Genomic DNA, 23,987 nt, shown 5'->3' with positions numbered 1-23,987 from the left:
GCGGCAACCTCATTGCGAACTCGGCCTCCTCAGCCGCTCCTTCCACTCCTGAATGCGCCGCAGGGCTTCCAGCGGCGTGATCCGGTCGGGATCGACCGCGTCGAGTTCCCTGGCGAGCTCCTCGGCCGGGTCGCGAAAGAGCATCATCTGATCGTCCTCGCGCGATCGTCCACGGGAAAGCTGAGGCGTGCGCGACTCGCGCTCAAACCCGCGCTGGAGTTCGTCGAGCACTTCCCGACCGCGCGAGACGACCTCGCGGGGAATGCCGGCCAGACGAGCGACGTGCAGCCCGTAGCTCTGGCTGGCGCCGCCTTCGACGATGCGATGAAGGAAGACGATGCCGGACTCCCGGCCGCGCTCCGCGGGCAGCTCGCGAACGGCAACGTTGTAGTTCTTCACGCCGGAGAGCAGCTCGGCAAGCTCGGTCATTTCGTGGTAGTGCGTGGCGATGAGGCACCGGCAGCGGACGGCGTTGGCCAGGTGCTCCGTAATGGCCCAGGCGAGGGCGAGCCCGTCGAAGGTGCTTGTGCCCCGGCCGAGTTCGTCGAGCACCACCAGCGAACGCGACGTGGCGTGGTGCAGGATGTTGGCGGCCTCGGTCATCTCGACCATGAACGTGGACTGCCCGCGCATGATCTCGTCGGAGGCGCCGACGCGTGCGAAGAGACGATCGGCCAGCGAGAAACGCATGGATCGCGCCGGGACAAAGGCGCCGATCTGGGCGAGCAGCGTGAGCAGCGCGACCTGGCGGATGTAGGTGCTCTTGCCGGCCATGTTCGGTCCGGTGATGACGAAGAGGCGGGCGTCGGGATCGGCCAGTAGCGTGTCGTTGGGCACGAAGGCGTCGCCGAGGGTCTGATCGAGAACGGGGTGGCGTCCGTCGCGAATGTCCAACGTGTTGCCTTCGACGATTTCCGGTTGAACGCACCGGCGCTGGGAAGCGAACTCCGCCATCCCCGCGAGTACATCGAGCCTTCCCAGCGCGTCGGCCAGGGCCAGCAGCGGCTGCATCCTCTCCGCAACACGAGCGATGACCTGCTCGAACAGAATCGCTTCGCGCTCGACCGCTCGCTCGGCGGCGGTGAGCACTTCCTGCTCGTGATTCTTGAGTTCCTCGGTGATGTAGCGCTCGGCGTTCTTGATGGTCTGCTTGCGGATGTACTCGGCCGGCACCTCCGCCCGGGCGGCGTGCGAGACCTCGATATAGTAGCCGAACACGCGGTTGAACCCGACCTTGAGCTGCGGGATGCCCGTGCGCTGGACTTCCCTCCGTTGGAAGTCGGTGAGCCAGCTCTGGCCGTCGCGCCCGATGGAACGGAGGCGGTCGAGCTCGGCGTCGAAGCCGTCGGCGATGTAGCCGCCTTCGCGTGCGTGCGGCGGCGGATCGTCGAGCACGGCGCCGGCCAGGTATTCCGCGAGATCACCCAATCCGGTCAGGTCGGCGGCGATCGCCGCAAGCAAGGCCACGCGACTGTCAGTCAGCGGCTCGGCCAGTGACGGCAACGTCCGCAGGGTTCGACCCAGCGCGGCCAAGTCGCGCGGTGACGCCCGGCGCAAGGCCACGCGGGAGGCGATGCGCTCCACGTCGGACATCTGGCGGAGCCGCTCGCGGAGTCGCCGCCGGACGAGGTTCTGATCGAGCAAAAAGGCGACGGCATCCTGCCGGGCGACGATGGCGTCGGCGTCGATCAGCGGGGCGCGAAGCCAGTGCCGCAGGCGGCGTGTACCGGCTGGGTGAACGGTGCGGTCGATGGCGTGCAGCAGCGTGCCCTCACGCGAACCGGAGCGGAGCGTGCGGTCGATCTCCAGCGAACGCCAGGTGGCGTGGTCGATCTGAAGGGCGTCGTTGCTGCCCCGGCGGCGCAGAGCGGTGATGTGGGTCAGCGCCGTGCGCTGCGTCTCGCGGAGGTATTGCACAAGCACGCCCGCAGCGCAAACACCCGCGCCCGATTCCTCGAAGCCGAATCCGGCGAGCGTCGCCACGCCGAGGTGATCCAAGAGAACGCGCTCGGCGGTGGAGGCGGCAAATTCGTGGGCCGGGCGGCGCGAGAGCATGGTGTCGCAGGCGTGGCGGAGTTGTTCGCCGAGCTTGGCGGCGTCGCCCTGGCGATCGTCGTCAATCAACAACTCGGCCGGGGCGGCGCGGACAAGTTCGTCCAGCAGCGTGTCGCGGGTCAAGTCGACCACTTCGAACCGCCCGCTCGCCAGTTCAACCAGTGCCAGACCTGTGTCATCGCCGCGCAGGCAGATGGCTGCCAGCACGCAGTCTTCGCTGCCGGGCAGCAGGGCGTCGTCGGTGAGCGTGCCCGCGGTGACGATACGGACCACGTCGCGCTTGACCACGCCCTTGGCCTGTTTGGGGTTCTCGAGCTGCTCGGAGATGGCCACGCGATGGCCCGCGGCGACGAGCTTCTTGAGGTAGCTCTCCAGGGCGTGGTGCGGAATGCCCGCCAGCGGCACGGGATTCGGGCTGTTGCGGTCGCGGGTGGTCAGGGCGATGCCCAGCACCTTCGAGCAGAGCACGGCGTCGTCGTAGAAGGTCTCGTAGAAGTCGCCCATGCGGAAGAGCAGCACGGCGTCGCCCACGCGGGCTTTCTGCTCCACATATTGGCGCATAGCCGGCGTGAGGGCGTCCGACGGCGCCGGCACGGAGGGGGAGGTGGTTGTCGCAGGATCAGATGCCAAGGTGTATCAGGGATCTTTGGTGCTCAGAATCAGGTATTTCCAGTCCGACATCGTACCGGTTGTCCGGGATTCTGACAGTCCGCGGTATGCGACTATAATGCCGAGCAATGGGCCAGAACCGCGAAAAAGTCGTCGTCGCCATGAGCGGCGGGGTGGATTCCAGCGTGGCCGCCGCCCTGCTCGTCGAGCAGGGCTACGAGGTCGTCGGGCTCTTCATGCGCGTAGGGAGCCACGCCGGGGAGAGGCAACAGGCAAGGGGCAACGGGCAACAGGAAAGAACTTGCGACGTTCGGATCGAGAACGACTCGACGGCGCCAATCAGCTTGGCCCCCTCGACTACGAATATCGAGGACGTGCGTCAGGGGACGCACCCTACGAAGAATGCCGCTCAGGAAACTCCCGCCGGACGCGAGCGCCGCGGCTGCTGTAGCGCGGCCGACGCCGGCGACGCGCGATTCGTCGCCGGCAAGCTCGGCGTGCCCTTCTACGCCCTGAACTTCGAGGCTGACTTCGCCAGGATCATCGATCACTTCGCGGCCGAGTACGCGGCCGGACGCACGCCCAACCCCTGCGTCACCTGCAACGACCAGCTCAAGTTCGGCAAGCTGCTGGACTACGCCGACGCCGTGGGTGCGAAGTACGTCGCCACCGGCCACTACGCCCGCATCGGCGAGCGCGCCGGCCGGCGGGTCCTCTGCCGCGCCCGCGACGCCCGCAAGGATCAATCCTATGTGCTGTTCGGCGTCCGCCGGCCCGTGCTCGACAGGGTGATCTTCCCGCTGGGCGATCTCATCAAGGACGACGTCCGCCGCATCGCCGCGGAGCACGGCTTCCCCAACGCGGACAAGCCCGATTCGGTCGAGATCTGCTTCGTACCCAACGACGACTACACCGAAGTCGTTCGCGCCCGCCGTCCCGAAGCGTTCGTGCCCGGGGAGGTGGTCGATCCCACGGGCAAGGTCATCGGCCGGCACGAGGGCATTGGCAATTACACCATCGGCCAGCGCCGCGGGCTGGGCATCGCCGCGGGACGCCCGGTCTACGTTACGGCGCTCAACGTGCTCAGCAACACCGTCACGCTGGGCGATGCCGAGCACCTGCACAGTCCGTCGCTCATCGCCGAGCGCTGCAACTTTCTTGTTGATATCCACGACCTGCAAGACTTCCCGCGCGACGCAAACGGGGGATTCCGCGCGGCGGTGAAAATCCGCTACCTGCACACGGCCGCGCCCGCGACGGTACATCCACTCGAAGGCGGCCGGGCACGCGTGGTGTTCGATGAGCCTCAGCGGGCCGTCACGCCCGGACAGGCCGCGGTGTTCTACGACGGTGACGTGGTGCTCGGCGGAGGATGGATCGAGCGCGAGGAATGATGGCGGTTCGGTGATTGCCAAACGCGAAATATCGGTCCCGCCCACGGCGCCGCGAACAATTCAAGCCTGCCGGAAAACACTCGGGGAAACAAATCCAGATTGGCTTCGTTGAATCGCGGTCGCTGATTCCGTTATGATGGGTTGCGATTTCTCGCGGAAACACGGATCGATGGCGCGCGGCTGTGGACGTGCAGATGTCCCCGCCAGCCGCCGTGCAGCATCCCGCATGGAAGGAATCTCATGGTCCCCCGAATTCTCCTCACGAATCTCCTTGTACTTCTCTCCGCCGGCCCGGTTGTCCATGCGGAGCAGGCGCCTGCGGACAGCCCGCCGGCGGCCAAGCGCTTCGATGACTACATCGTGGCAAGGGTGAATATCACCTCAAAACAGCAATATGCCGAGGTCGAGAAGATCATCGAGACGTTCTGGTCGGAGCATCCGGGAATCGGCTCCGTCGAGGTCGTGGTTCGTCGCACCGACCTCCCACGTCTTCGGGCACTGGGCCTCGATCCCCAGACGCTCATCGAAAACCTCCAGGCGCTGATCGACGCCGAGCGCCCGGTCAGAAAAACTCAACTGGCCTGGTTCGACGATTACCACGACTACAACGCCATCGTGACGTACCTGAACCAACTGGCGGCGGCCCACCCCACGCTCGCCCAGGTCATTCCGGTGGGTACCACATGGGAAGGCCGAACGATCTGGGGAATACGCATTGCGGGAGCCAACCAGAGCCCCTTCGCCCCGTCGGTGATCTACTTCTCATCGGTCCATGCGCGGGAGTGGATTGCGGCTACGGTTCCGCAGTATGTCGCCACGTACCTGCTGGACAACTACGGCATCAACGCAACCGTCACCGATCTCGTGGACAATGTGGAGTGGATCCTCATCCCGGTGGGCAACCCCGACGGCTACGTGTACACCTGGACCAGTTACCGGCTCTGGCGCAAGAACCGGCGCAACAACGGCGACGGCAGCTTCGGCGTGGATATCAACCGCAATTGGGGCTACGAGTGGGGCGGAGCCGGCACGAGTCCCACCCCCAGCGACGACACCTATCGGGGACCCTCCGCGTTTTCCGAGCCGGAAACGCAGGCGCTGCGCGACCTGTTTCTGGCCAATCCGCAGACCCGCGCCCAGCTCGACATACACAGCTACTCGCAACTGATCCTCTGGCCGTGGGGATTCACATCCGAACTTCCACCGGATCAGGTGGTATACTCGGCCGTAGGCTTGGCCATGCAGCAGCTCATCCAGGGCGTGCACGGCGTTCTTTACACGGCCGGTCCGATCTACACGACCATCTACCCCGCCAGTGGGGGATCCCTTGACTGGACCTATGCGATTCGCAACGTGCTGTCTTTCAGTTACGAGCTGCGGCCGGCGTCGTCTAACCCCGGGTTCGTCCTCCCGCCGGATCAAATCATTCCCAACAACGAAGAGATCCTGCCGGCGATCCTGCACCTCACGGGATCGGATTGGGTGCGCAACACGGTTTTCAATTTTCACGATGGGCTGCCGACAACGCTCCAGGCGGGTTCGGACATTCCCGTCGCCGCAACGGTCACTTCCGCCGACGAGAATCTGAACGCGTCATCAGCCACGATGTATTACCGTTATGATCCCGATGCCGCGTACACGGCCGTGCCCATGATTTATCTCGGCGGACCTTCGTTTACGGCGACGCTTCCCGCAACCAACTGCCTGTCTCAGCCGCAGTACTACTTCTCGATCGACGGCGACAATGGCACAACGACCGATCCGGCTTCGGCCCCGGCAGTGGTTCACACGGCCTCGATGACGACAGGGAACGTGGTTTTCTACACCGAAAATCTCGACACGAATCCCGGCTGGTCGACGCAAGGGCAATGGGCATATGGCACGCCCACCGGCGGCGGCGGCGAATACGGCTCGCCCGATCCGACGAGCGGTCATACTGGACCGTCCGTGTACGGATACAACCTGTCGGGAGATTACACCAACAATATGGGCGAGCAGCATCTCACCTCCGCGCCTATCAATTGCTCCGGAAGATCGGGCGTGCGTCTGCGGTTCTGGCGCTGGCTCGGGGTCGAAACTTCGGAATACGACGAGGCAAGTGTTCGCGTGAGCACGAACGGCTCGAGTTGGACTACGGTTTGGCAAAACTCAGGCGAAATCGCGGACTCCGTTTGGACGCCTCAGGAAATTGACATTTCCGCGATCGCCGACAATCAGCCGACGGTCTACCTGCGCTGGACGATGGGACCAACCGACGTCGGCTGGCACTTCTGCGGATGGAACATCGACGACATATCCCTCACCTATGCCGAATGCACCGTGGTGTATGGAGATTCCAACGGCGACCAGCAGGTCAACCAGTCGGATTACAATGCATTCGCTCCCTGCTATACGGGAGATGGCGTTTCTCCGGTCCCGCCCGGCTGTGCCATTTTCGACTTCAACGCCGACAATGACGTGGACTGCGGCGATTTTGCCTCGTTCGCCGGGGCGTGGACCGAAGGCGGCGATCCGCCGACGTTCGCACCCTGCTCCGGCGGCCTGCTGCCCCCCAAGGCCGCAACCGCCTATCCCCACGGCGCGCTCAAGAACCGCTACGTGTCCTTCGTTGCGGATCCCCTCATGGCCGGAACGCCCCACGGTTACCGCGTTCGCCACGTCCCGTCGGGTATCGGCTGGTTTATCAGCACGCCGCGGACGACACCGGCGGCCATCGCGGGAGAAGGTCTGACCTATCTCGTCGCGGACGCCGCGCCGCCGATGTTCGACTTCGCCACGATGCCGACGATCCACGTCGGCGGTTGCATGATTGCTCCGGGATCGGGCTACGAGATCGCCACGACGCTGGACGGCGTGATCTTCTCGGCCCCGCTTGACGTGGCCACGGCACCCGTGCCCTCCAACGGGCGCTGGTGGGCGGACGTCACCGGTACCTTCTCCGCGACCGGCGACAACACGACCACGCCGCCGACACCCGCTGGCGCTTGGACGCCGCCCAACGGACAAATGAGCGGGCTGGACATCACAGCACTGGTGCAGACCTTCGCTTCACCCGGCGAGGGATTGCACATCACCTGGGGTGATCTGAACGGCGAACAGCTCGACCGCACGGTCAACGGACCAGACATTCTCCAGGCGGTGAATGCCTTCTCCACCGGCAGCGGGCGGGAGTTCTATCCGTTCTCGTGGCCGGGCGGTTCCGGTCCGCAAGGCCAGCCCGCCTGCCCCGACCCGCCGTTCCTGGCGGATCTCACTCCGTAGACCGCCCGTTCGCGTCCCTCGGGCCCGGGCAGCAGCCATCGCACGATGCGGTACAATCGGCCGCATGTTCCGCGCGCTCGTTATCGCTCCCGGTTTGCTGGCGGCGATGGTCCTGGGTTTCTTTGCCTTCGGCACCAGCCGGCCCAAGGCCGACCTCACCTACGTCAACCCCTCCGGCATCCACACCCTCGACCCCGCGCGGATGAGCTGGACCCAGGATTTCCGCGTCGCCCTGAATATCTGGGAAGGTCTGACCACATCCGACTCGCCGACAACGGAGCCGGTTGCCGGCGCGGCCGAATTCCCCCCATCCGTGAGCGCAGACGGACTTTCGTGGACATTCACGATCCGCAGTGACGCCCGTTGGTCGAACGGCGATCCGGTCACCGCAATGGACTTCCTCCGCGGGTGGCGCCGCGGCATGGAACCCGGCACCGCCACGGACTACGTCTTCCTCTTCGCGGACCACATCGCGGGAGCCGACGAGTACATCCGCTGGCGACAGCATGGTGTTGCGGTTTTGACTGCCCTCTCCCGGGCAGCCGCAGGGTGGAAACTCTCGCCCGAACAAGCCGAAGCGCTGGCGCATGACGAAACGCTGCCGGAAATTCGAGCCGCCCTGCACGGCGCCGATGCCGACGCCCCGGGAGAGCAGATCGCCAAAGCTTTGCACGACAGCGATCTGGACTGGTCGGCGTTTCACTCCCGCCACTTCGAGCTTCACGCAAGCGAATTGGAAACCCGCTTCTCGGCCGTGGGCATTCGCGCCCTCGATGCGCGCACGCTGGAAGTCCGTCTGAAGGAGCCCTGCCCGTATTTGCTCGACCTGACCGCCTTCCCCTCGTTCCTGCCATGCCATGAGAGCATCGAGCGACTGCGGCAGCGATTTCGGGGTGCGCCCATCACCGGGCAAGGCCTGGTGGTCTACGACCCGCAGTGGACCAAGCCCGACTACCACCAGAATGACTACCCGGGCCTCATTACCAACGGTCCGTATCGGCTCGCCGCGTGGGACTTCAAACGCCGCGCCCGGCTGGAGGTCAACCCGTTCTATCGCGACGCCGCGGCAACTACCTGCCGCACCGTCGACATGCTCGTCTACGAAAACCTCAGCGCCGCGCTCATGGCCTACGAAGCGGGCGAGGTAGACTTCCTGCCCGCAATGGACGTGCCCTACGATCACGAGATCGCGCGACTCGCCCAAAGCGGCCAGCGCCCCGATTTCAAGCTGTGCCACGTGCTGGCCACGTACTTCTTCAACTTCAATTGCGCCAGCCCGACGGTCAACGGCCGCGCAAATCCGTTCGTCGACGCCCGCGTCCGTCGTGCGTTCGCCCTGGCCGTGGACAAGGACGCCCTTGTCGAGCACGTGCTGCGCCGCGGCGATCGCGTCGCGCACTCCCTCGTTCCGCCGCATTCGATCGCCGGATACGAACCGCCACCTGGCCTGGGCTACGATGTGGATCGCGCCCGCGCCCTGCTCGCCGAAGCCGGCTATCCCGGCGGCGCGGGTCTGCCGCCGGTCGAACTCCTCTACGTCCCCGCCGACGAACGCGTCTGCCAGGCCGTGGCCCGCATGTGGGAGCGCGACCTCGGCGTGCGCATCGAGCGACGCGCCTTGGAATCACGCACCTTCGCCGAGGAAAAAGCCAACCAACGCTTCATGATCGCCCGCGGAAACTGGTACGCCGATTACTACGACCCCACGACATTCCTCGACTGCTACGCCAACGGCAACGGCAACAACGACAGCGCCTTCAGCAACCCCGAGTACGACGCCCTGCTCGATCGCGCCGCGCACCTCCGCGACCCCGTCAAGCGCATGCGCGCCCTGGCCGACGCCGAAGCGCTCCTCGTCGAAGAGGAGCTCCCCCTGCTGCCCATCCTGCACTACGCCCAGCCGATCGCCGTCCAGCCCTGGGTCCACGGCATCGAACCCAATCCTCGCTTGCGTTTCTTCTTCCGCCATGTGACCGTACATCGATGATCCGCCTCGTGCTTCGACGACTCCTGGCCGGCGCCGCAACCGTCGCCTGCGTCTACGCCCTCACCTTCGTGATGGTCGTGGCCCTGCCCGGCAACCCCTTCCAGCAAGGCCAGCGAAAACTCGCTCCGGAAGTCGTCGAAGCCCTCCGCGCCCGCTACAGCATGGACAATACCTGGCTCTACTTCTGGCAATACCTCTCCGGTGCCCTGCACCTCGACTTCGGCCCGACCTTCATGTACCCCGACTGGACCTGCAACGAGATCATCGCCCAGGCCCTGCCCGTCTCCGCCACGCTGGGACTGCTGGCCGTCATCATCGCCGTGCAGGTCGGCGTGCCGCTCGGCGTATGGAGCGCCGTCCGCCGCCACGGCTGGCCCGATGCCATGACCACGGCACTCGTCCTCCTGGGCATTTCCATCCCCACGTTCGTCACCGGATCAATGCTCCTGATCATCTTCGGCGTGTACCTCAAGATCGCTCCCGTCGGCGGATGGGGCACGCTCGCCCACCTGCCCCTCCCCGCGATCACCCTCGCCCTGCCCTTCATCGCCTACATCGCCCGCCTCACCCGCGTGGGCATGCTCGACGTGCTCGCCTCCGACTACATCCGCACGGCCGTCGCCAAGGGCTGCACACCGCGCACCGTGATCTGGGACCACGCTCTGCGCGCCGCGCTTCTGCCCGTGCTCAGCTACCTCGGCCCCGCAACGGCCCAGGCCATGACCGGCTCGTTCGTCGTCGAGAAGGTCTTCGGCGTCCCCGGACTCGGACAGCACTTCGTCAACGCCGCCCTCAACCGCGACACCGGCCTCATCCTCGCCACGGTGCTGGTCTTCTCCACCCTGCTCGTCCTGCTCAACCTGCTGATCGACCTGCTCTATGCCCGGCTCGATCCGCGCATCAAGGAGGCCGTGTGATGGCCTCCGCGACGACGGCAAGCCTCACCCCCCGACACGCCTGGCGGCGCTTCCTCCGCCACCGCGCCGCCTGCATCGGCCTGGTTCTGCTCGCGCTGCTCGCGGCTATTTCCCTGCTCACCCTGCCGGTGACATGGTCCTGGCACGACGTCCAGGCGTTGACTTCGGCGATCCGCCACCCGCCGGCCCTGAGCCCGGCCGTCGATCGAGAAACGTACCTCAACGCCGGCGACGGCCACCAAGGTTGGGAGCGCGACATCCTCTACCACACCGTCTCCTGGCTCGGCCACGACGACCTCGGCCGCAGCCTGCTCATGCGCCTGATGCCCGCGTTTCTCGTCAGCCTCGGCATCGGACTCGGTGCCGCGATCATGGCACTCATCATCGGAACCGCGTGGGGAGCCACGGCCGGTCTGATCGGCGGGCGCGTCGACGCCGCCCTCATGCGCATCGTCGATGTGCTCTTCGGCCTGCCCTACATCCTCATGGTGATCCTGCTCAAGGTCGCACTCACCCGCCCGCTGACCGCGCTCCTCGGCGAAAGCGCCACGCTCGCCAATCTCGTGATCCTGCTTGCGGCCATCGGCGGCGTGAGCTGGCTCACCCTCGCCCGCGTCGTCCGCGGACAGGTGCTCGCCCTGCGCGAGCTGACCTTCGTCGAAGCCGCCCGCGCCGCCGGCGCCGGTCCGCTCTACATCTTCCGCCGACACATCCTCCCCCACCTCCTCGGACCCATCGTCGTCTACACCGCCCTCGTCGTCCCCCAGGCCATCCTCCAGGAGTCCTTCCTCAGCTTCCTCGGCATCGGCGTGCAGCAGCCCACACCCTCCCTCGGACGACTCGCGGCCGACGGCGTCGAAGCGGTCAACACCTTCGTCGATTTCTGGTGGCTGCTCGTCTACCCCTGCGCGACCCTGGTGATCACCCTTCTCGCCCTGAACTTCATCAGCGACGGCCTCCGCGACGCCCTCGATCCGCGATCGAGAGAGGCGACGTTGGTGTAGGTAAACCGGCCCAGTGAATTTGGGTGCCATGCCCACGCTTCGTGGGCATGCTCTTTGGACTTGATTCGGCTATCATGCCCCCATGCAATCATCCTCGCCGAACCGAGCTATTTTGCATCGCAAGACCTGCCGGCGATTCGATGATCCTGGACATGCCCACTCGCTTACGTTCTCGTGCTTCCATCGTCTCCCACTGTTGAAAATCGATCGTACCCGGCAATGGACGATCGAGGCTGTAGAATTTGCCAGGGGGAAGCACGGCTTTCACCTCTGGGCCTATGTGATCATGCCGGAACATGTTCATCTTCTCATTTATCCGCAGACACCCGAATATCGAATCAGGTCGATTCTCACCTCCCTGAAACAGCCGCTGGCCAAACGGGCAATCAACTACATGCGCATGTATGAGCCCTCGTTCCTTGAAAGGCTGTCTGACCGGCAACCCAACGGGCGGACATCCATCCGTTTCTGGCAGCGCGGAGGCGGCTACGACCGCAACCTCTGGTCGCAGCGGCTCGTTTGGGAGACCATCGACTAAATTCACACCAACCCTGTCCGCAGGGGGCTGTGCGATGGGCCTTCTGCCTGGTTCTGGTCAAGTGCATCGTTGTATGAAGGTACGCGTGACGGGCCGCTGGCGGTTGATTTCGACACGCTGCCGCCGCGCCCCTGACGTCGCGGCGTCCGTTGGGCTTCCCACATGGCCACGAAACGTGGCCATGGCACCCGGCGCAGGGCGCATTCTGATGCAAAATCCTCATCAACATGCAACCTACCCGGCTTCACACACCCCGGCCTACGATGACGCCGGCTACCTCGTCGACGACGGGCAGTACATCTACCGCTACGACGCCTGGAACCGCCTGGTCAAGGTCCGCGCCAAGCACGACGATGTTACAATCCAAACCGCCGCCTACGATGGAACCGAGCGCAGAATCAAGAAAGTGGTGTCAAAACGGGGTGACCTCGACGCCACGGAAGTGTATTATTATGACGGTTGGAAGATCGTGGAAATCCGCAACGGCAGCGACGCCATGGACCGCCAGTTCATCCACGGGACGCAGTACATCGACGAGCACATCATGATGCGGGCCGCGGGCAAGGGTGACCTGTACATCCACCAGGGTGAGCGCAGCGAACGGGAGCGGGCCGCCATCGGTAAAGCGGGCAGGGATGCCCGCGTCAGGCCCGCGACCTGCCCGCAGGTTGCGAGCACGAAGCGAGCGGCCGGAGGGGCCAACTGGAACGTCATCGCCACGACCAACCTCGGCGGCAACCTGATGGAGCACTACGTCTATGAACCCTATGGAAGTTTGACCGTCAACCAGTCCACCTCCTGGGGCGACCGCGACGGCGACGGCGACGTGGATTCCACCGACAAGGGCACCGTCGGCGTCACCTGCACCGGCACCGTCTCCGGAGCATGCCGGATCCTCGATCTGGATTTCGACGGGGACTACGACAACGACGATGCGGGGAGATTTGATAACCTGGCGCAAGGGGTGGCAAGAAAGGCAGCTAGCTTACATTCAAGAGTTGGACAGCCAATGGCCCATCATGGTCTCCGTTTAGAGCCAGAGAGTTCAGACTATCAGAGTCGCCGGCGGCAATACGATCCATCCAAGGGGCGATTCCCTCAGGCAGATCCGGCGATGTACAAAGATAGCCTCTCGCTATTCACATATGCCCGATCAAATCCTTGCAAATATGTCGACCCCACCGGCCTCACGAGTTGTTGCGTGTCCTCAGGTGGCGGCAACTCTCCCACGCCGGAAGGGGATGCAATGGGAGGCTGGGTGTGCTGTACCTGCATTCCCGGCGGCTGTCAACTCGAGATCTGTATCGATCCCGACTTCGAGCAGGAAACAGACTCCGACCTTGTTGGCTGTGTTGTGGAACACGAAATGGATCACGCCCGACGAGGCCGGTGTGAACTGGAAAGCGGTGGTGGCTGTGCCTTTCGATCCACTGTTTCGGAGACGCAGGACGAGTGTTTTGCGTACCGCGCGGAAGAACGGTGCTTGGAGGACCTACCAACCAACAGCGATGATCGCTACGACCAATGTAATCATGTGAAATGTATGGTAGACCGCATATGTGGTCATGGCCAGAATCCGTATGGTGGATCACAGAGCGCCCAGCATTGGTGTGAGACTAATAGGCCGGATTACGGTGGCTGCGCGAACTCTTGAATCTCTGCGGCGGTTGCTCGATTCCATCGGACCGTTATACGCCAGCGTACTGACTATCCTAATCCTGGCAGCTATTATTGCGCTCTCGGTCAGCTTCTGGACGTGCGCATCTTGGACCGTGCCTTTGAGCAATGGTACCGTCAAGGCTCTATTTGCCGACGGCCACATTGAGTTGCGCTGGCACTGGGATAGTCAAGGCCGTGGACCGGAGAGTTATGTCGCCAGTCAAGACCTCCGACGACGAGAGTATGTGCTGTTCCGGATTGAGAGCTGGCGCGAGACTGTGCGCCATAGCGGGTGGAAGGTGGGTTCTTGGTGGATTCGAGATGTTGATCCGGCGAATCCACCTAACGATGCGCGTTTAGTTACGCCGATTCATCGACATGCGGGCACCGTCGATGTTCGACTCTGGTTACTAGTAACGGTTTCCCTCGTGGGTCTGGGCCTTTGGTGTTTGACCCAAGTCGCGAGGATGAGATATCGAATCGCTCGCGGACGGTGCATAAGATGCCGGTATGACTTGACTGGCAACAGTTCAGGTGTATGCCCGGAATGTGGCACAACGATTCCGGAAGTCAGTCAAGCTTCGTAGGGTGCGTCCCCCGACGCACCTCTTCAACGTGTGCCATGTGCGCGCCTCGTGGACATGTTCTTCATGCCGTGATCACGCGCGCCTCATCTCTTCCGAGCCGCCCAGCGGGTGGCATTGCCAAGCCTGTACTATGCGGCGCCCCGTTGCCCTATCCCCGCTTCGTGACCATGCACTTCGTAGTTGGGGATGAAACCCCGTCTGCCCCCCAACCGCCAATGCCACGCCCTTGGCACTCCAATCCCTAACCCATTCCTCCGCCCCCACTTACGGCCGTGATCACCGGCCGGCACCTCCCCGAGCGCGCGCCCCGCGCGTTATTACCTATGGACGGGACGCTCCCGTCCCCGGAATTGACCCCGGCCACCTGCCGGCACATTGGACGCCCGCAGGCAGCCATGTATAACCGCATTCACCGAAGCCACCCTCCGCTCCAACGGTTCCGCCATGCAGGACACAACCCATCAATCTACGATCCCGCCGACCGAAGTGACCCTCCTCCTCTCCGTCCACGACCTCACCGTCGAATTCGCCACCGACCTCGGGCGGATTCGCGTCGTGGACGGCGTCTCGTTCGACGTTCCCCGTCGGGGGAAGGTCGCCATCGTCGGGGAGAGCGGCTGCGGCAAGAGCGTGACCGTCATGTCCCTGCTCGGACTGATCCCTTCCCCCCCGGCAAAGGTCGTCGCGGGGCGGGCGATTCTCCATTCTGCCCACGACAACGACGATCCAACCGGCGGCGCGTGCCATGCCCACCTCCCGCGGTGGGCACGCTCTGAGCTCGATAGGGTGCATCTTGATGCACCAAATGCACGCCGAACCCTCTCCGGTCCGGGCCGGACCGGCGCCGTCGATCTGCTGTCGCTGGACCAATCCAGCCTTCGCCGCATCCGCGGCGGGCGGATCGCCATGATCTTCCAGGACCCCTCGGCCGCGCTGCACCCGCTCATGACCATTGGCCGCCAAATCGTCGAGGCCATCGAGCTCCACCGCCCCGAGCGTGGCCGATCCGCTCGCGCTCTGGCCGCGGACCTCCTTGCCCGCGTCGGCTTCCACGATCCCCGCCGCCAACTCGATACTTACCCTCACCAGCTCTCCGGCGGCATGCGCCAGCGGGCCATGATCGCCATGGCGCTGGCCGGCGGATCCGAATTGCTCATCGCCGACGAACCCACCACGGCCCTCGACCCCACCCTCCAGCGGCAGATCCTCGACCTGCTGCTGGAGCTCAGCGAGTCGCAGGATCTGGCCATTCTCCTCATCTCCCACGACCTTTCCGTCGTGGCCCGCTTCGCGGAGTCGGTGTACGTCATGTACGCGGGCCGAATCGTCGAATCCGGCCCGACGGCCGCCGTACTCGGCTCACCATTGCACCCCTACACGGCCGCGCTGCTGGAATGTCTGCCGAGGGCGGAGAAGAGCACCGGCCCCCTGCCCGTCATTCCTGGGAATGTCCCGGACCCGGCCGATTTCCCCCCCGGCTGCCGTTTCCACCCCCGCTGCGCGCTGACCCGCGATCGGGCGCTTGCAGGCTCCCGCGAGACGATTCCCCTCGTCACGAGCGGAGGCGCCGAGCCCGTCATGATACTGCGGCGCTGTGTCGAGGAGTTCGCGGGGGAGACTTCCGGAAATCCGCCGCTGCGGGAGATTCGTCCCGGCCGGGCCTGCGCCTGTTGGGAAGCCGAATCGCCGGGCCCCGGCATTGCGAAGCCACCCGGTTGAACGACGGGTACACGAAAGGCGATCATGCGGCATACGACGACCGCAATCTCAGCATCAGCAATAGCTTCGGGGCGAGTGGCGAAATGCCGGCGGATGGCTCTGCCATTCCGCGGGCCGGTCCCGTGTTTCCTGCCAGCATTGCTATGGAGGACCGATGAGCGTAAGTCGTGATTACGTCCAATAATAACCTCAAGCATGCCAACGCTGGCGGCCGATATCCACGCTCAGGCATGCGCAGGACTTGCCGACCGGGCAGGTTCCCAGCGGCGCGGGATGCGTCGGGCGCGGCGTGCCTCGTCAGGCCCTTCGACCGGCGGCAGGAGGCGGCCCATCGAAGCGGCTGAATCATCCGCCTCCCCCGCGAAACGCCATAAGGAACTCTCCGTGAGAACGATCACGATCGCCAATCAGAAGGGCGGATGTGGCAAGACCACCGTCGCCATCAACCTCGCGGCAACGCTGGCCCAGGAGGGGCGGCGCGTGCTGCTGATCGACCTCGATCCTCAGGGCCACTGCGCCCTGGGAACGGCCGTTCCCGAGGATCAGGTGGAACTGTCCGTTCTGGAGTTGGTCTCGCAGCATCTGGAAGGCGACCCCGTGGAGCTGTCCCGGGTTACCTGGCAGATCGCTGACAACCTCGACCTGGCGCCGGCGCGAGCCAATCTGGCCACACTGGAGCCGCGACTCGGACAGCGTGAGGATGCCGACATCGCCCTGCGGGACATCCTGGCTGCCAATGTCAACCGTTACGACTACGCGGTGATCGACTGCCCCCCGCACCTGGGAATGCTCATGCGCAGCGGACTATTCGCCGCGGACGAGGTCATCATCCCCGTTGATACCGGCTACTTCGCGCTGCACGGCCTCACGCGGCAGTTGACAACCATCGAGGAGCTCTGCGAGCGGCGCGGACTGCGCCCCGGCGTGCGGATTCTCGCCAACCAGTACGACGTGCGTACCAAGCTGGCGCGGGAGGTCCTGGCCGAGCTGCGTTCGCGGTTCAAAGGCACCGTGTATGACACGATTGTCAATTTCAACACGAAGCTCAAGGAAGGCGTAAGCTACGGACAACCGATTACCGAATTCGCTCCGCACAGCATGGGCGCGCGGGATTTCCAGAAGCTGGCGCGGGAGATCATCGCGGCCGAGCCCACCAAGGCTCCGAGCAGCGATCTGCTCCAGCATGTCGAGCGCCTGGCAGCGGACGCTGAGCGACTGCTTGCCACCACCACGACCCTTGTGGACGGCCGTCACGGCGAAGAATCGCCCCGATCCGAGCAGAAAGAACCCGGCACCGCGGCGCCCAGGGAGGCGGTTACGTCGGGAACGCCCTCTCCGGCGGATATCGTCGCGGCCACGAGCGCCCGTGTTTTGACCACTCCGGCTCCGAGCATTCCCGCGTCGCCCCTGATTCACCGCAGGACGGAATCGGAAAAGTCCGGACGGGAGCTGCCCGCGAAGGCCGGCCGTCCGGCGCCGTCGCGCGACAACGGCGACCTGTATCACGAGAAGATTGCGCGGAAGATCGAAGACGTCTACGGCGTCCGCCAGGAAGGGGAGGTGCTGGTGTTCCGTACGCGCCAGCCCGAGGCCTCCGAGGTGCAACTGGCCGGTGACTTCAACGACTGGATGCCGCACACGACGCCCATGCAGCGCCTCCACAACGGGGACTTCGAGGTCCGCCTGCGGCTCCCCAGGGGGCACTATCGCTACCGGCTGGTGGTGGATGGGCGCTGGTCGCACGATACCCAAAACCCGGCCAACGAGACGAACGAATACGGCGAGCTCAACTCGCTGGTGGATGTTCGGATGTAGAACAGTCCTGGCACAATCGGGCGGACATCGCCCCTCGGCTCAAGAAGAAGGATAGCCCTGCTCCCGAGCGCCAAACGGCATTGGAGCAGGGCTGTCTTGCTCTTGTTCACGTCGAAGTCCCACGCGCGAGGACGACCCAACCCGCGTCCCAGGATCATCAGGACGGAATGACCGCGATCCGCCGGTCCGCGTTCCTTGTCGGGCGGGCTGCCGCCCGATACCCTCCCCTGACGCGGCGGGCCGGAACTCACAGATCGTCCCGGATGGCGATCCCGCGCGCTTGAACTTCGACAAGGGATCCGGACGCATGAGATCTTCCTTGAGACAACTCGCGGGCGTGGCATTGGTGGCGGTTGGATGGGCGGCATCGGCCCACGCCGATTGGCCCAATTTCCGGGGACCCAACTACGACGGCATCTCGCCGGAGACGGGGTTCAAGAAGGATTGGGACCAACCGATCCCGGTCCTGTGGTCGCGCGAGATCGGCTCGGGATTCAGTTCTTTTGCGACCGTGGGCGATCGCCTTTACACCGCCGGCACGAAGGAGAAGCAGCAGGTGGTCTACTGCCTCAATGCGAACACCGGCGAGACCATCTGGGAGAAGCCCTTCGAACCCCAATACAAGGAGGCGGTGGGCGGCGACGGGCCGCGGGCGACGCCGACGGTAGACGAGAACCGTGTGTACATGCTCGGCGCCCTGGGCACGCTGATCTGTCTGGACAGTGAGTCGGGCGCGGAAATCTGGCAAACGAAGTTCAATCACGTTCCGCAGTGGGGATACAGCGGCTCCGTCCTGATCGAGGGCGATCTGGCCATCTCGTCGGGCGGCAAAGATGACGGTGCACTCGTCGCGTTCGACAAGCGCACCGGCAAGCAGGTCTGGAAGACCGGCGACGACCCGGCCGGCTACGCCACACCGTATCCCTTCTCATTCGAGGGAACCCGCTACATCGTCGGATTCACCGGTGATTCGGCCATCATTGTCGAGGCGTCCACGGGCCGCGAAGTATGGCGAACGGAGTGGAAAACGGACTGGGACGTCAACGCCGCGGCGCCCGTTTACCACGACGGCCATCTGTTTCTGAGCTCCGGCTACAAGACCGGTTGCGCGCTTTTCAAGCTCACCAAGACGGGCCACGGGCTGTCCGCCAACGAAGTTTGGCGCAGCAAGGACTTCATGAACAAGTTCCAGTCCTGCATCCTGTTCAAAGGGAACCTCTACACGAGTGACCAGAACGCCCTGCACTGTGCCGATTTCCTGACCGGAAAGGAACGGTGGCGGGAGAAGCGGCTGGAAGGCAAGCGAACCAAGCACGGAACACTGATCCTGGCCGACGAACACCTGATTTACCTCATGGAAAACGGCACGCTGCTCATCGGCAAGGCCGACCCCAAGGCATTCGAGGCCCGGACGAAAACGGATATTCTTGACGGGCGCTGCTGGACGGTGCCCGTGCTGCACCGCGACAAGCTGTATGCCCGCAACCTCGAACGACTGGTCTGCCTCGATCTGCGGGGATCCTGACCTGCGGCCGCCTGCGGGAAAGATTCCATGGCCTCCGCCGTTCGCGGACCCCAAGTTCACGGGAGGATTCGTCGTGCCAAGGTACCCATGCAGCCGTACATTTCCGCGCCGTCCTTACCTTCTGCCCGGGATCCTGTTGCTTGTTTCCGTGGTCGGCGTCTCGGCCACTCCGCCGGAGCCCGCGGCCGTGGAAGCACGGAAGCGCGCGGAGGCGGACGCCGAGCAGGCCAAGCGCGACAAGTCCTTTGCGGAATCAATGAAGGGGGTCACACTCGAAGGCGTATGGCAGATGACCGCGGAAGGCGGTCTGAATTCCAGGGAGCCGCTCACCGAACCGAAGGCAGAGCGCTATGAGATTGCCGAGGCGACGAAGGTCGTCGATGACCAGTGGATCATCAACGCCCGCATCGAGGTCGGAGACAAGGATGTGACCATTCCCGTTCCGGTGCGGATTGTCTGGGCGGGCGATACGCCCATCATTACGGTCGACCGCGTTCCCGTGCCGACCATGGGTACCTATTCCGCGCGGGTCATGATCTTTCGCGGATTCTACAGCGGGACGTGGGTGAACGACGAGAAGCAATACGGCGGCGTCATGGCCGGGCGCGTCTTGCGACAAACCGACACGGCCGGCAAGACCGACGCCGCCGACACGAAAACGAAGTCTTCGAAGGAACCCGCCGGGAGTCGCTGACCGATCGTGCCAGCGGTTCGCTTCGACACCATCCCCAAGCATACCTGACGGACGCCGGGTTTACGGGCAATCGCTCGGCGCAACGAACGGATAAGGCTTCAGGCTGAAGGCGTTGACGACCTGGAGAATGTCGGGCCCGTTGGCCGCGCCGTCGGGAACCTGCGGATGAATGTCGACCCACGTAAGGGGCGGGGCCGACGGCTTGACCTGGAATCGCTGGAGAACCGCAACAATATCCTGACCGGTCACGTTCTGGTCGGGGCCCGTCCACTCCTGGGCGATGCTGTCGAACGACCCGACCACATCGCCCCAGAACCGGCCGTCCGAGGGCGCAAGAACGGTCTGAAGCGGCAGGTCATTGGAGAACAGCACCAGATCAGGCGTTGAACGAAGCAAGTAGGTGGCGGCCGGCACGATCTCGCAGTCGGCGACTTGCACCACGGTTTCCGTCCAATTGCGGATCACCGGCGCATCCACGACGCGGGAGATGCCGGAGGCATCGGGAGCATCAATCCATCCCAGTACGCCGGGTAGTCCGGGACCCGTCACCAGCTCCAACTGGAATGCCACCGGCTCGACCTGGTTGCCCGGGGCAAAAGTCAGGTAGCGGTTCTTGAAGGTTCCTTCCGGCGGAGGCACGGTAATCGGCGCGGGGATGATGATCTTCGGATAGTCCCAGCCGATGGCATCGAACATGTCGGTGTCGGCCTCGCGATAGAACTCGGGATAGAACGTCTGCCCGAAAGCCAGGTTGGGATCCATGATCGCAGGCCAACCGCTGCGGAAGTGGCTCGCCTGATCCGGCGAACCGTCGGCCATGCGGTGTTCGGCCACGATGATATCTGAAATGGCGTCGTCGTTCGGGGAGTTGAAGCTAGCCGTGCGCGTCGTCGTCTGGAACTCGCCGGTGTTATCGGGGTTGTAGTCGTCCGCACCATCCGTCCATTGGAACCGGTACAAGTCGAGAACTTCGATATCGTTGAAGCGGAAATCCACACCCGAGGTGAAGCCGAGGGCGTGACCGACCTCGTGGGCCGCGACGGACTGGAAGCACATCCGATTCCCCGGCACGCCGTTCGATGGGTCATAATCGAAAGCGAAGCCCGTGTTGAACTGCATCGACGCCGCGGACCCCCCGGTGGTTCCCATGCCCGCGTTGAAATTCGCTCGGGTCGCAAAGACGCGGGTTTCAGCGGTCACCGTGGTGCTGGCGCCATCGTAGCGAACGGGAACGGTGGTACCCAGGGGCAAGAATGCCTGGATCTCGTCATTGCCGTCCATGTCGGCGACAAGTCCGTCACGCGCATCGGGATACGTTACCGTGACGTAATTGCTGCCTGTCGAACCGATCACGTTGGGATTGCCGAAATCGAACATGGAAATGTTGATGGTGACCGTTACATCGTCGGAGAACTTGCTCTCGATGTACTGCGCCACCGTTTCCAGCGCCGTGGCCGCCTCGGTCGGTATCGAACCCTGGACGCTCCAGACAATGTCCAAACCGGTACCGGCAGCCAGCGGGGACCGCCCGAGGCTCAGCAAGCGCGTCGGCGGTTGCGTGTCCGCGGTCACACTCGCCTGGATAGCGATGTCGCGGAGTTCTTGCAGATCCGCATCGTCGGGAGCGCTTCCGCACATGTAGTGCCAGAGCGTCTGGGATTCCAAATCGACCTGTCGGCCGGTAGCACGGAGGACCGCGGGTGCGTCGGGCCGCGACTCGACAACAACACCCAGATCCGGGGCAATGACGAATCGCTGTGCGGTTTCAGCGGGAACGGTATCGCCACCGAAGGCCACGTTCGCGGCGGAAAAAAGTCCTGCCAACAAGGCCGTCGGGACCAACCGCCGTTTCAGGTCAAACATCGAAATGTCCTCGGAGGGGTCGAGATCTGCTTTCCCCGGCGCGCACTCCCCACTTGCGGCCAGGAGAGCCATCGAAGCAATGAATTTACAGGGATTTTATCTGATCCTACGTATTCTTACAAGGTGCACCGGCCCCGATCAACCGGGATGAAGGCCCCCAGTGAATTTCAGATCATCCGATAACTACGGGTATCACGGCGTTGGTTGCGGTACGTTGTCCACGTAGTCGACGTGGCTGATGAGGCGCCCCTCTTCGTCCCACACGTCCTGCGGACCCTGCCTCAGTCCGTCCACGAACAGGACCGTCATTCGCTTCTTGCCGTCGGGGAACCAAAGCTCGTACAGCCCATCCCATGTGCCACGGCGTACGGTGAACTCCCGGCTCTTATTGCCGTCCGGGTACCACATCGTCCAGGTTCCATCCTCCTGGCCGTGGTAGTAAGCGCCCTTGGTCCAGGGTTGGCCGTTCTGATACCAGGTCAGCCGCGGCCCGTGGCGGACACCGCAAATAAAGTGAAACTCCCCCCGGGCCGCACCGTCGGGCCAGTAATGTAACGTGGCGCCGTGATCGATGTATTCGCCGTCTTCCGTCTCCACGACCTCGCGGCTGACGGAAACCGCCCCGTCCGGATACTTCTCCTGAATGACAAGGACCGGCTTGCCGTCGCAGGCCGAGGTGTCGGGAGGCTGGGCCTCGGGAACTTTGCCGCCGATTCCGGGAGGTAACTGTCCCAGCGCGACCGTCCAGCTCGCTCCCATGATCATTGCCGATACCAAGGCACGTTGGAGAACCAATGTTCGTTTCATACGATGAGCCTTCCGTCACTTCATCCTCGCGGGCGACCGGGAACCCTTCGCCGCCCCATTCACCGGAAACTTCCGACGCAAACTCTGCTGCCGGAGCACGCGTGCGTCAAGAATACGCAGTTGGCGCGATGCCGCCGACGCACTCCCGGGCAGGCCGAATCATGCGTAGCTTGCCACAAAGTGGGCCTTTCGGTACGTTTCATTCCCGTATCAAGTTCGATCGCACGGGCCACATCGCCGCTCGCGCAATATTTGTCGAACCGGCGTTCCGGGCGAGTCGCGCCAGTCTTCCCCGAAGAGGAGCCAGCCATGCTCGAAGTCAATCCGTTTCCAGCCATCCGTTATAACTTCGAGCGCTTCAACCGCGATCTCTCCGCCCTGCTCGCTCCGCCCTACGACGTTCTCGACAAGGAGGACAAGAACGCCCTTATCAACAAGAGCGAGTACAATATCGTCACGGTCGATCTGCCGCACATTCCCCCGAAATCCGCCGGCCCGCCCGACGCCTACGCTTTCTCCGCCAAGCTCCTCCAGGGGTGGATCGAGGAGGGCGTCATGGTTCGCGAAAATGAACCCGCCCTGTACGTCTATCACCAGGAGTTCGAACACGGCGGGCAGAAGCACACGCGGCGGATGTTGATCGCCCGCGTACGATTGCAGCCGTTTTCCGAAGGTGTGATCCTGCCGCACGAGCAGACCTTCGGCGGCCCGAAGGAAGATCGCCTCGCCCTCACCAAGGCCACCCACTGCAACGTCTCCCCCATCTTCGGGCTCTACGCCGATCCGGAAGACAAGATCGGCCAGGCCTTTGCCGCGGCCTCGGGCGAAAAACCCCACGCCACGGGCACCCTCGACAATGTGGAGAACCGGCTGTGGATCGTCACCGACAAGGGCACGATCAAGGCTGTGTCGAAGTTCTTCGCCGACAAGCGTATCTACATCGCCGACGGCCACCATCGCTACGGCACGGCGCTGAACTTCCGCGAGTGGCTGACGACGGAGCAGCGATCCCTCGCCAAGGACCACCCGGCCAACTACGTCATGTTCGTGCTGGCGAGCATGGACGACCCCGGCTGCCTGATCCTCCCCTACAACCGTGTGCTCGGCGGCGTCGACCTCAAGTCGGTGTCCGAGGCCTGGAAAGAGGGAACGGAAGTCGCCGACGGCGGGCTATCCGACCTGACGCTGCACGAGGGTGCGACCGATCAGGAGATTCATCTGCGCTTTACGGCACGGGATAAGCTTCGCGAACTGGAGAAGGACCAGGTCGAGGCGTGGTACGAGCTCGACGCGGCCTACCTGCACCGCTATCTCATTGACGAATTGCTGCGAGCACACCTCGGCGAGGCGGCCAAGGTCCACTACGTAAAGTCGGCCGAGGACGCCCGCAAGACCGCCCGCGAGGAGAACGGCGTCGCCCTGCTCATGAACGCCACGCCCATGGCCCACCTGCGGGCGGTGAGCGAACAGGGCGGCCTGATGCCGCAAAAGAGCACATACTTCTACCCCAAACTGGCGACAGGATTGACGATCAATCCGCTGGGGTAGCGCGT

Annotated in this window: 15 protein-coding genes; 12 read left to right on the top strand and 3 right to left on the bottom strand. The window is 64.0% G+C overall.

Annotated elements, in window-relative coordinates; translation table 11 throughout:
- Nucleotides 1-9: 9 nt before the first annotated feature.
- Nucleotides 10-2,616: a DNA mismatch repair protein MutS gene (gene mutS, locus J5J06_18955; protein ID MCO6439175.1), complete on the bottom strand. Its 2,607-nt coding sequence runs from the start codon at nucleotides 2,614-2,616 to the stop codon at nucleotides 10-12.
- A gap of 176 nt (nucleotides 2,617-2,792) precedes the next feature.
- Between mutS and mnmA the strand changes: the two genes are divergently transcribed.
- The 11 genes from mnmA (at nucleotide 2,793) to J5J06_18900 (ending at nucleotide 19,764) form a co-directional block, all read left to right on the top strand.
- Nucleotides 2,793-4,058 (top strand): tRNA 2-thiouridine(34) synthase MnmA, encoded by a 1,266-nt coding sequence (gene mnmA / locus J5J06_18950; protein ID MCO6439174.1) that lies wholly within the window; start codon nucleotides 2,793-2,795, stop codon nucleotides 4,056-4,058.
- Between the two features lie 240 nt (nucleotides 4,059-4,298).
- A complete protein-coding gene (locus J5J06_18945; protein MCO6439173.1) occupies nucleotides 4,299-7,319 on the top strand; it encodes a hypothetical protein in 3,021 nt (1,006 codons plus the stop codon).
- A 64-nt stretch (nucleotides 7,320-7,383) separates the two neighbouring features.
- Nucleotides 7,384-9,306 (top strand): peptide ABC transporter substrate-binding protein, encoded by a 1,923-nt coding sequence (locus J5J06_18940; GenBank protein ID MCO6439172.1) that lies wholly within the window; start codon nucleotides 7,384-7,386, stop codon nucleotides 9,304-9,306.
- A gap of 8 nt (nucleotides 9,307-9,314) precedes the next feature.
- Nucleotides 9,315-10,223 (top strand): ABC transporter permease, encoded by a 909-nt coding sequence (locus tag J5J06_18935; GenBank protein ID MCO6439171.1) that lies wholly within the window; start codon nucleotides 9,315-9,317, stop codon nucleotides 10,221-10,223.
- On the top strand, nucleotides 10,223-11,227 hold the full coding sequence (locus J5J06_18930; GenBank protein MCO6439170.1) for an ABC transporter permease: 1,005 nt from the start codon (nucleotides 10,223-10,225) through the stop codon (nucleotides 11,225-11,227). Before J5J06_18935 ends, J5J06_18930 begins: the two co-directional genes overlap by 1 nt.
- 196 nt (nucleotides 11,228-11,423) lie before the next feature.
- The gene (locus J5J06_18925; GenBank protein MCO6439169.1) at nucleotides 11,424-11,765 is read left to right on the top strand and encodes a transposase; all 342 of its coding nucleotides are present in this window, start codon (nucleotides 11,424-11,426) and stop codon (nucleotides 11,763-11,765) included.
- Nucleotides 11,766-11,973: 208 nt separating this feature from the next.
- Nucleotides 11,974-13,419 carry a hypothetical protein gene (locus tag J5J06_18920; protein MCO6439168.1) on the top strand — a complete coding sequence of 482 codons (1,446 nt, stop codon included), beginning with the start codon at nucleotides 11,974-11,976 and terminating at the stop codon, nucleotides 13,417-13,419.
- Between the two features lie 1,036 nt (nucleotides 13,420-14,455).
- Nucleotides 14,456-15,730, top strand: a complete 1,275-nt coding sequence (locus tag J5J06_18915; protein MCO6439167.1) for an ABC transporter ATP-binding protein — start codon at nucleotides 14,456-14,458, stop codon at nucleotides 15,728-15,730.
- Nucleotides 15,731-16,114: 384 nt separating this feature from the next.
- Nucleotides 16,115-17,545, top strand: a complete 1,431-nt coding sequence (locus J5J06_18910) for an AAA family ATPase (protein ID MCO6439166.1) — start codon at nucleotides 16,115-16,117, stop codon at nucleotides 17,543-17,545.
- A 307-nt stretch (nucleotides 17,546-17,852) separates the two neighbouring features.
- Nucleotides 17,853-19,070 (top strand): PQQ-binding-like beta-propeller repeat protein, encoded by a 1,218-nt coding sequence (locus J5J06_18905; protein ID MCO6439165.1) that lies wholly within the window; start codon nucleotides 17,853-17,855, stop codon nucleotides 19,068-19,070.
- A 73-nt stretch (nucleotides 19,071-19,143) separates the two neighbouring features.
- The gene (locus J5J06_18900) at nucleotides 19,144-19,764 is read left to right on the top strand and encodes a hypothetical protein (GenBank protein MCO6439164.1); all 621 of its coding nucleotides are present in this window, start codon (nucleotides 19,144-19,146) and stop codon (nucleotides 19,762-19,764) included.
- A gap of 60 nt (nucleotides 19,765-19,824) precedes the next feature.
- Here J5J06_18900 and J5J06_18895 read toward each other — a convergent pair whose 3' ends face one another.
- Together J5J06_18895 and J5J06_18890 are read right to left on the bottom strand one after the other, a co-directional pair.
- Nucleotides 19,825-21,627 (bottom strand): NF038122 family metalloprotease, encoded by a 1,803-nt coding sequence (locus J5J06_18895; GenBank protein ID MCO6439163.1) that lies wholly within the window; start codon nucleotides 21,625-21,627, stop codon nucleotides 19,825-19,827.
- Between the two features lie 192 nt (nucleotides 21,628-21,819).
- Entirely contained in the window at nucleotides 21,820-22,434 is a 615-nt protein-coding gene (locus J5J06_18890; protein MCO6439162.1) for a toxin-antitoxin system YwqK family antitoxin, read from the bottom strand.
- Nucleotides 22,435-22,743: 309 nt separating this feature from the next.
- Here J5J06_18890 and J5J06_18885 point away from each other — a divergent pair, with 309 nt between their 5' ends.
- Nucleotides 22,744-23,982 carry a DUF1015 domain-containing protein gene (locus J5J06_18885; GenBank protein ID MCO6439161.1) on the top strand — a complete coding sequence of 413 codons (1,239 nt, stop codon included), beginning with the start codon at nucleotides 22,744-22,746 and terminating at the stop codon, nucleotides 23,980-23,982.
- The last annotated feature ends 5 nt before the right edge of the window (nucleotides 23,983-23,987 follow it).

Source organism: Phycisphaerae bacterium (assembly GCA_024102815.1).
GTDB lineage: Bacteria > Planctomycetota > Phycisphaerae > UBA1845 > UBA1845 > JAGFJJ01.
Note: the sequence above shows the minus strand (reverse complement) of the source record. Positions and strands in the feature narration are given on the sequence as shown.

Bases quoted from the DNA above. Each gene is read 5' to 3' on its own strand.
- mutS (MCO6439175.1), bottom strand. From the start codon at position 2,616: ATGCGCCAATATGTGGAGCAGAAAGCCCGCGTGGGCGACGCCGTGCTG.
- mnmA (MCO6439174.1), top strand. From the start codon at position 2,793: ATGGGCCAGAACCGCGAAAAAGTCGTCGTCGCCATGAGCGGCGGGGTG.
- J5J06_18945 (MCO6439173.1), top strand. From the start codon at position 4,299: ATGGTCCCCCGAATTCTCCTCACGAATCTCCTTGTACTTCTCTCCGCC.
- J5J06_18940 (MCO6439172.1), top strand. From the start codon at position 7,384: ATGTTCCGCGCGCTCGTTATCGCTCCCGGTTTGCTGGCGGCGATGGTC.
- J5J06_18930 (MCO6439170.1), top strand. From the start codon at position 10,223: ATGGCCTCCGCGACGACGGCAAGCCTCACCCCCCGACACGCCTGGCGG.
- J5J06_18920 (MCO6439168.1), top strand. From the start codon at position 11,974: ATGCAAAATCCTCATCAACATGCAACCTACCCGGCTTCACACACCCCG.
- J5J06_18915 (MCO6439167.1), top strand. From the start codon at position 14,456: ATGCAGGACACAACCCATCAATCTACGATCCCGCCGACCGAAGTGACC.
- J5J06_18905 (MCO6439165.1), top strand. From the start codon at position 17,853: ATGAGATCTTCCTTGAGACAACTCGCGGGCGTGGCATTGGTGGCGGTT.
- J5J06_18895 (MCO6439163.1), bottom strand. From the start codon at position 21,627: ATGTTTGACCTGAAACGGCGGTTGGTCCCGACGGCCTTGTTGGCAGGA.
- J5J06_18890 (MCO6439162.1), bottom strand. From the start codon at position 22,434: ATGAAACGAACATTGGTTCTCCAACGTGCCTTGGTATCGGCAATGATC.
- J5J06_18885 (MCO6439161.1), top strand. From the start codon at position 22,744: ATGCTCGAAGTCAATCCGTTTCCAGCCATCCGTTATAACTTCGAGCGC.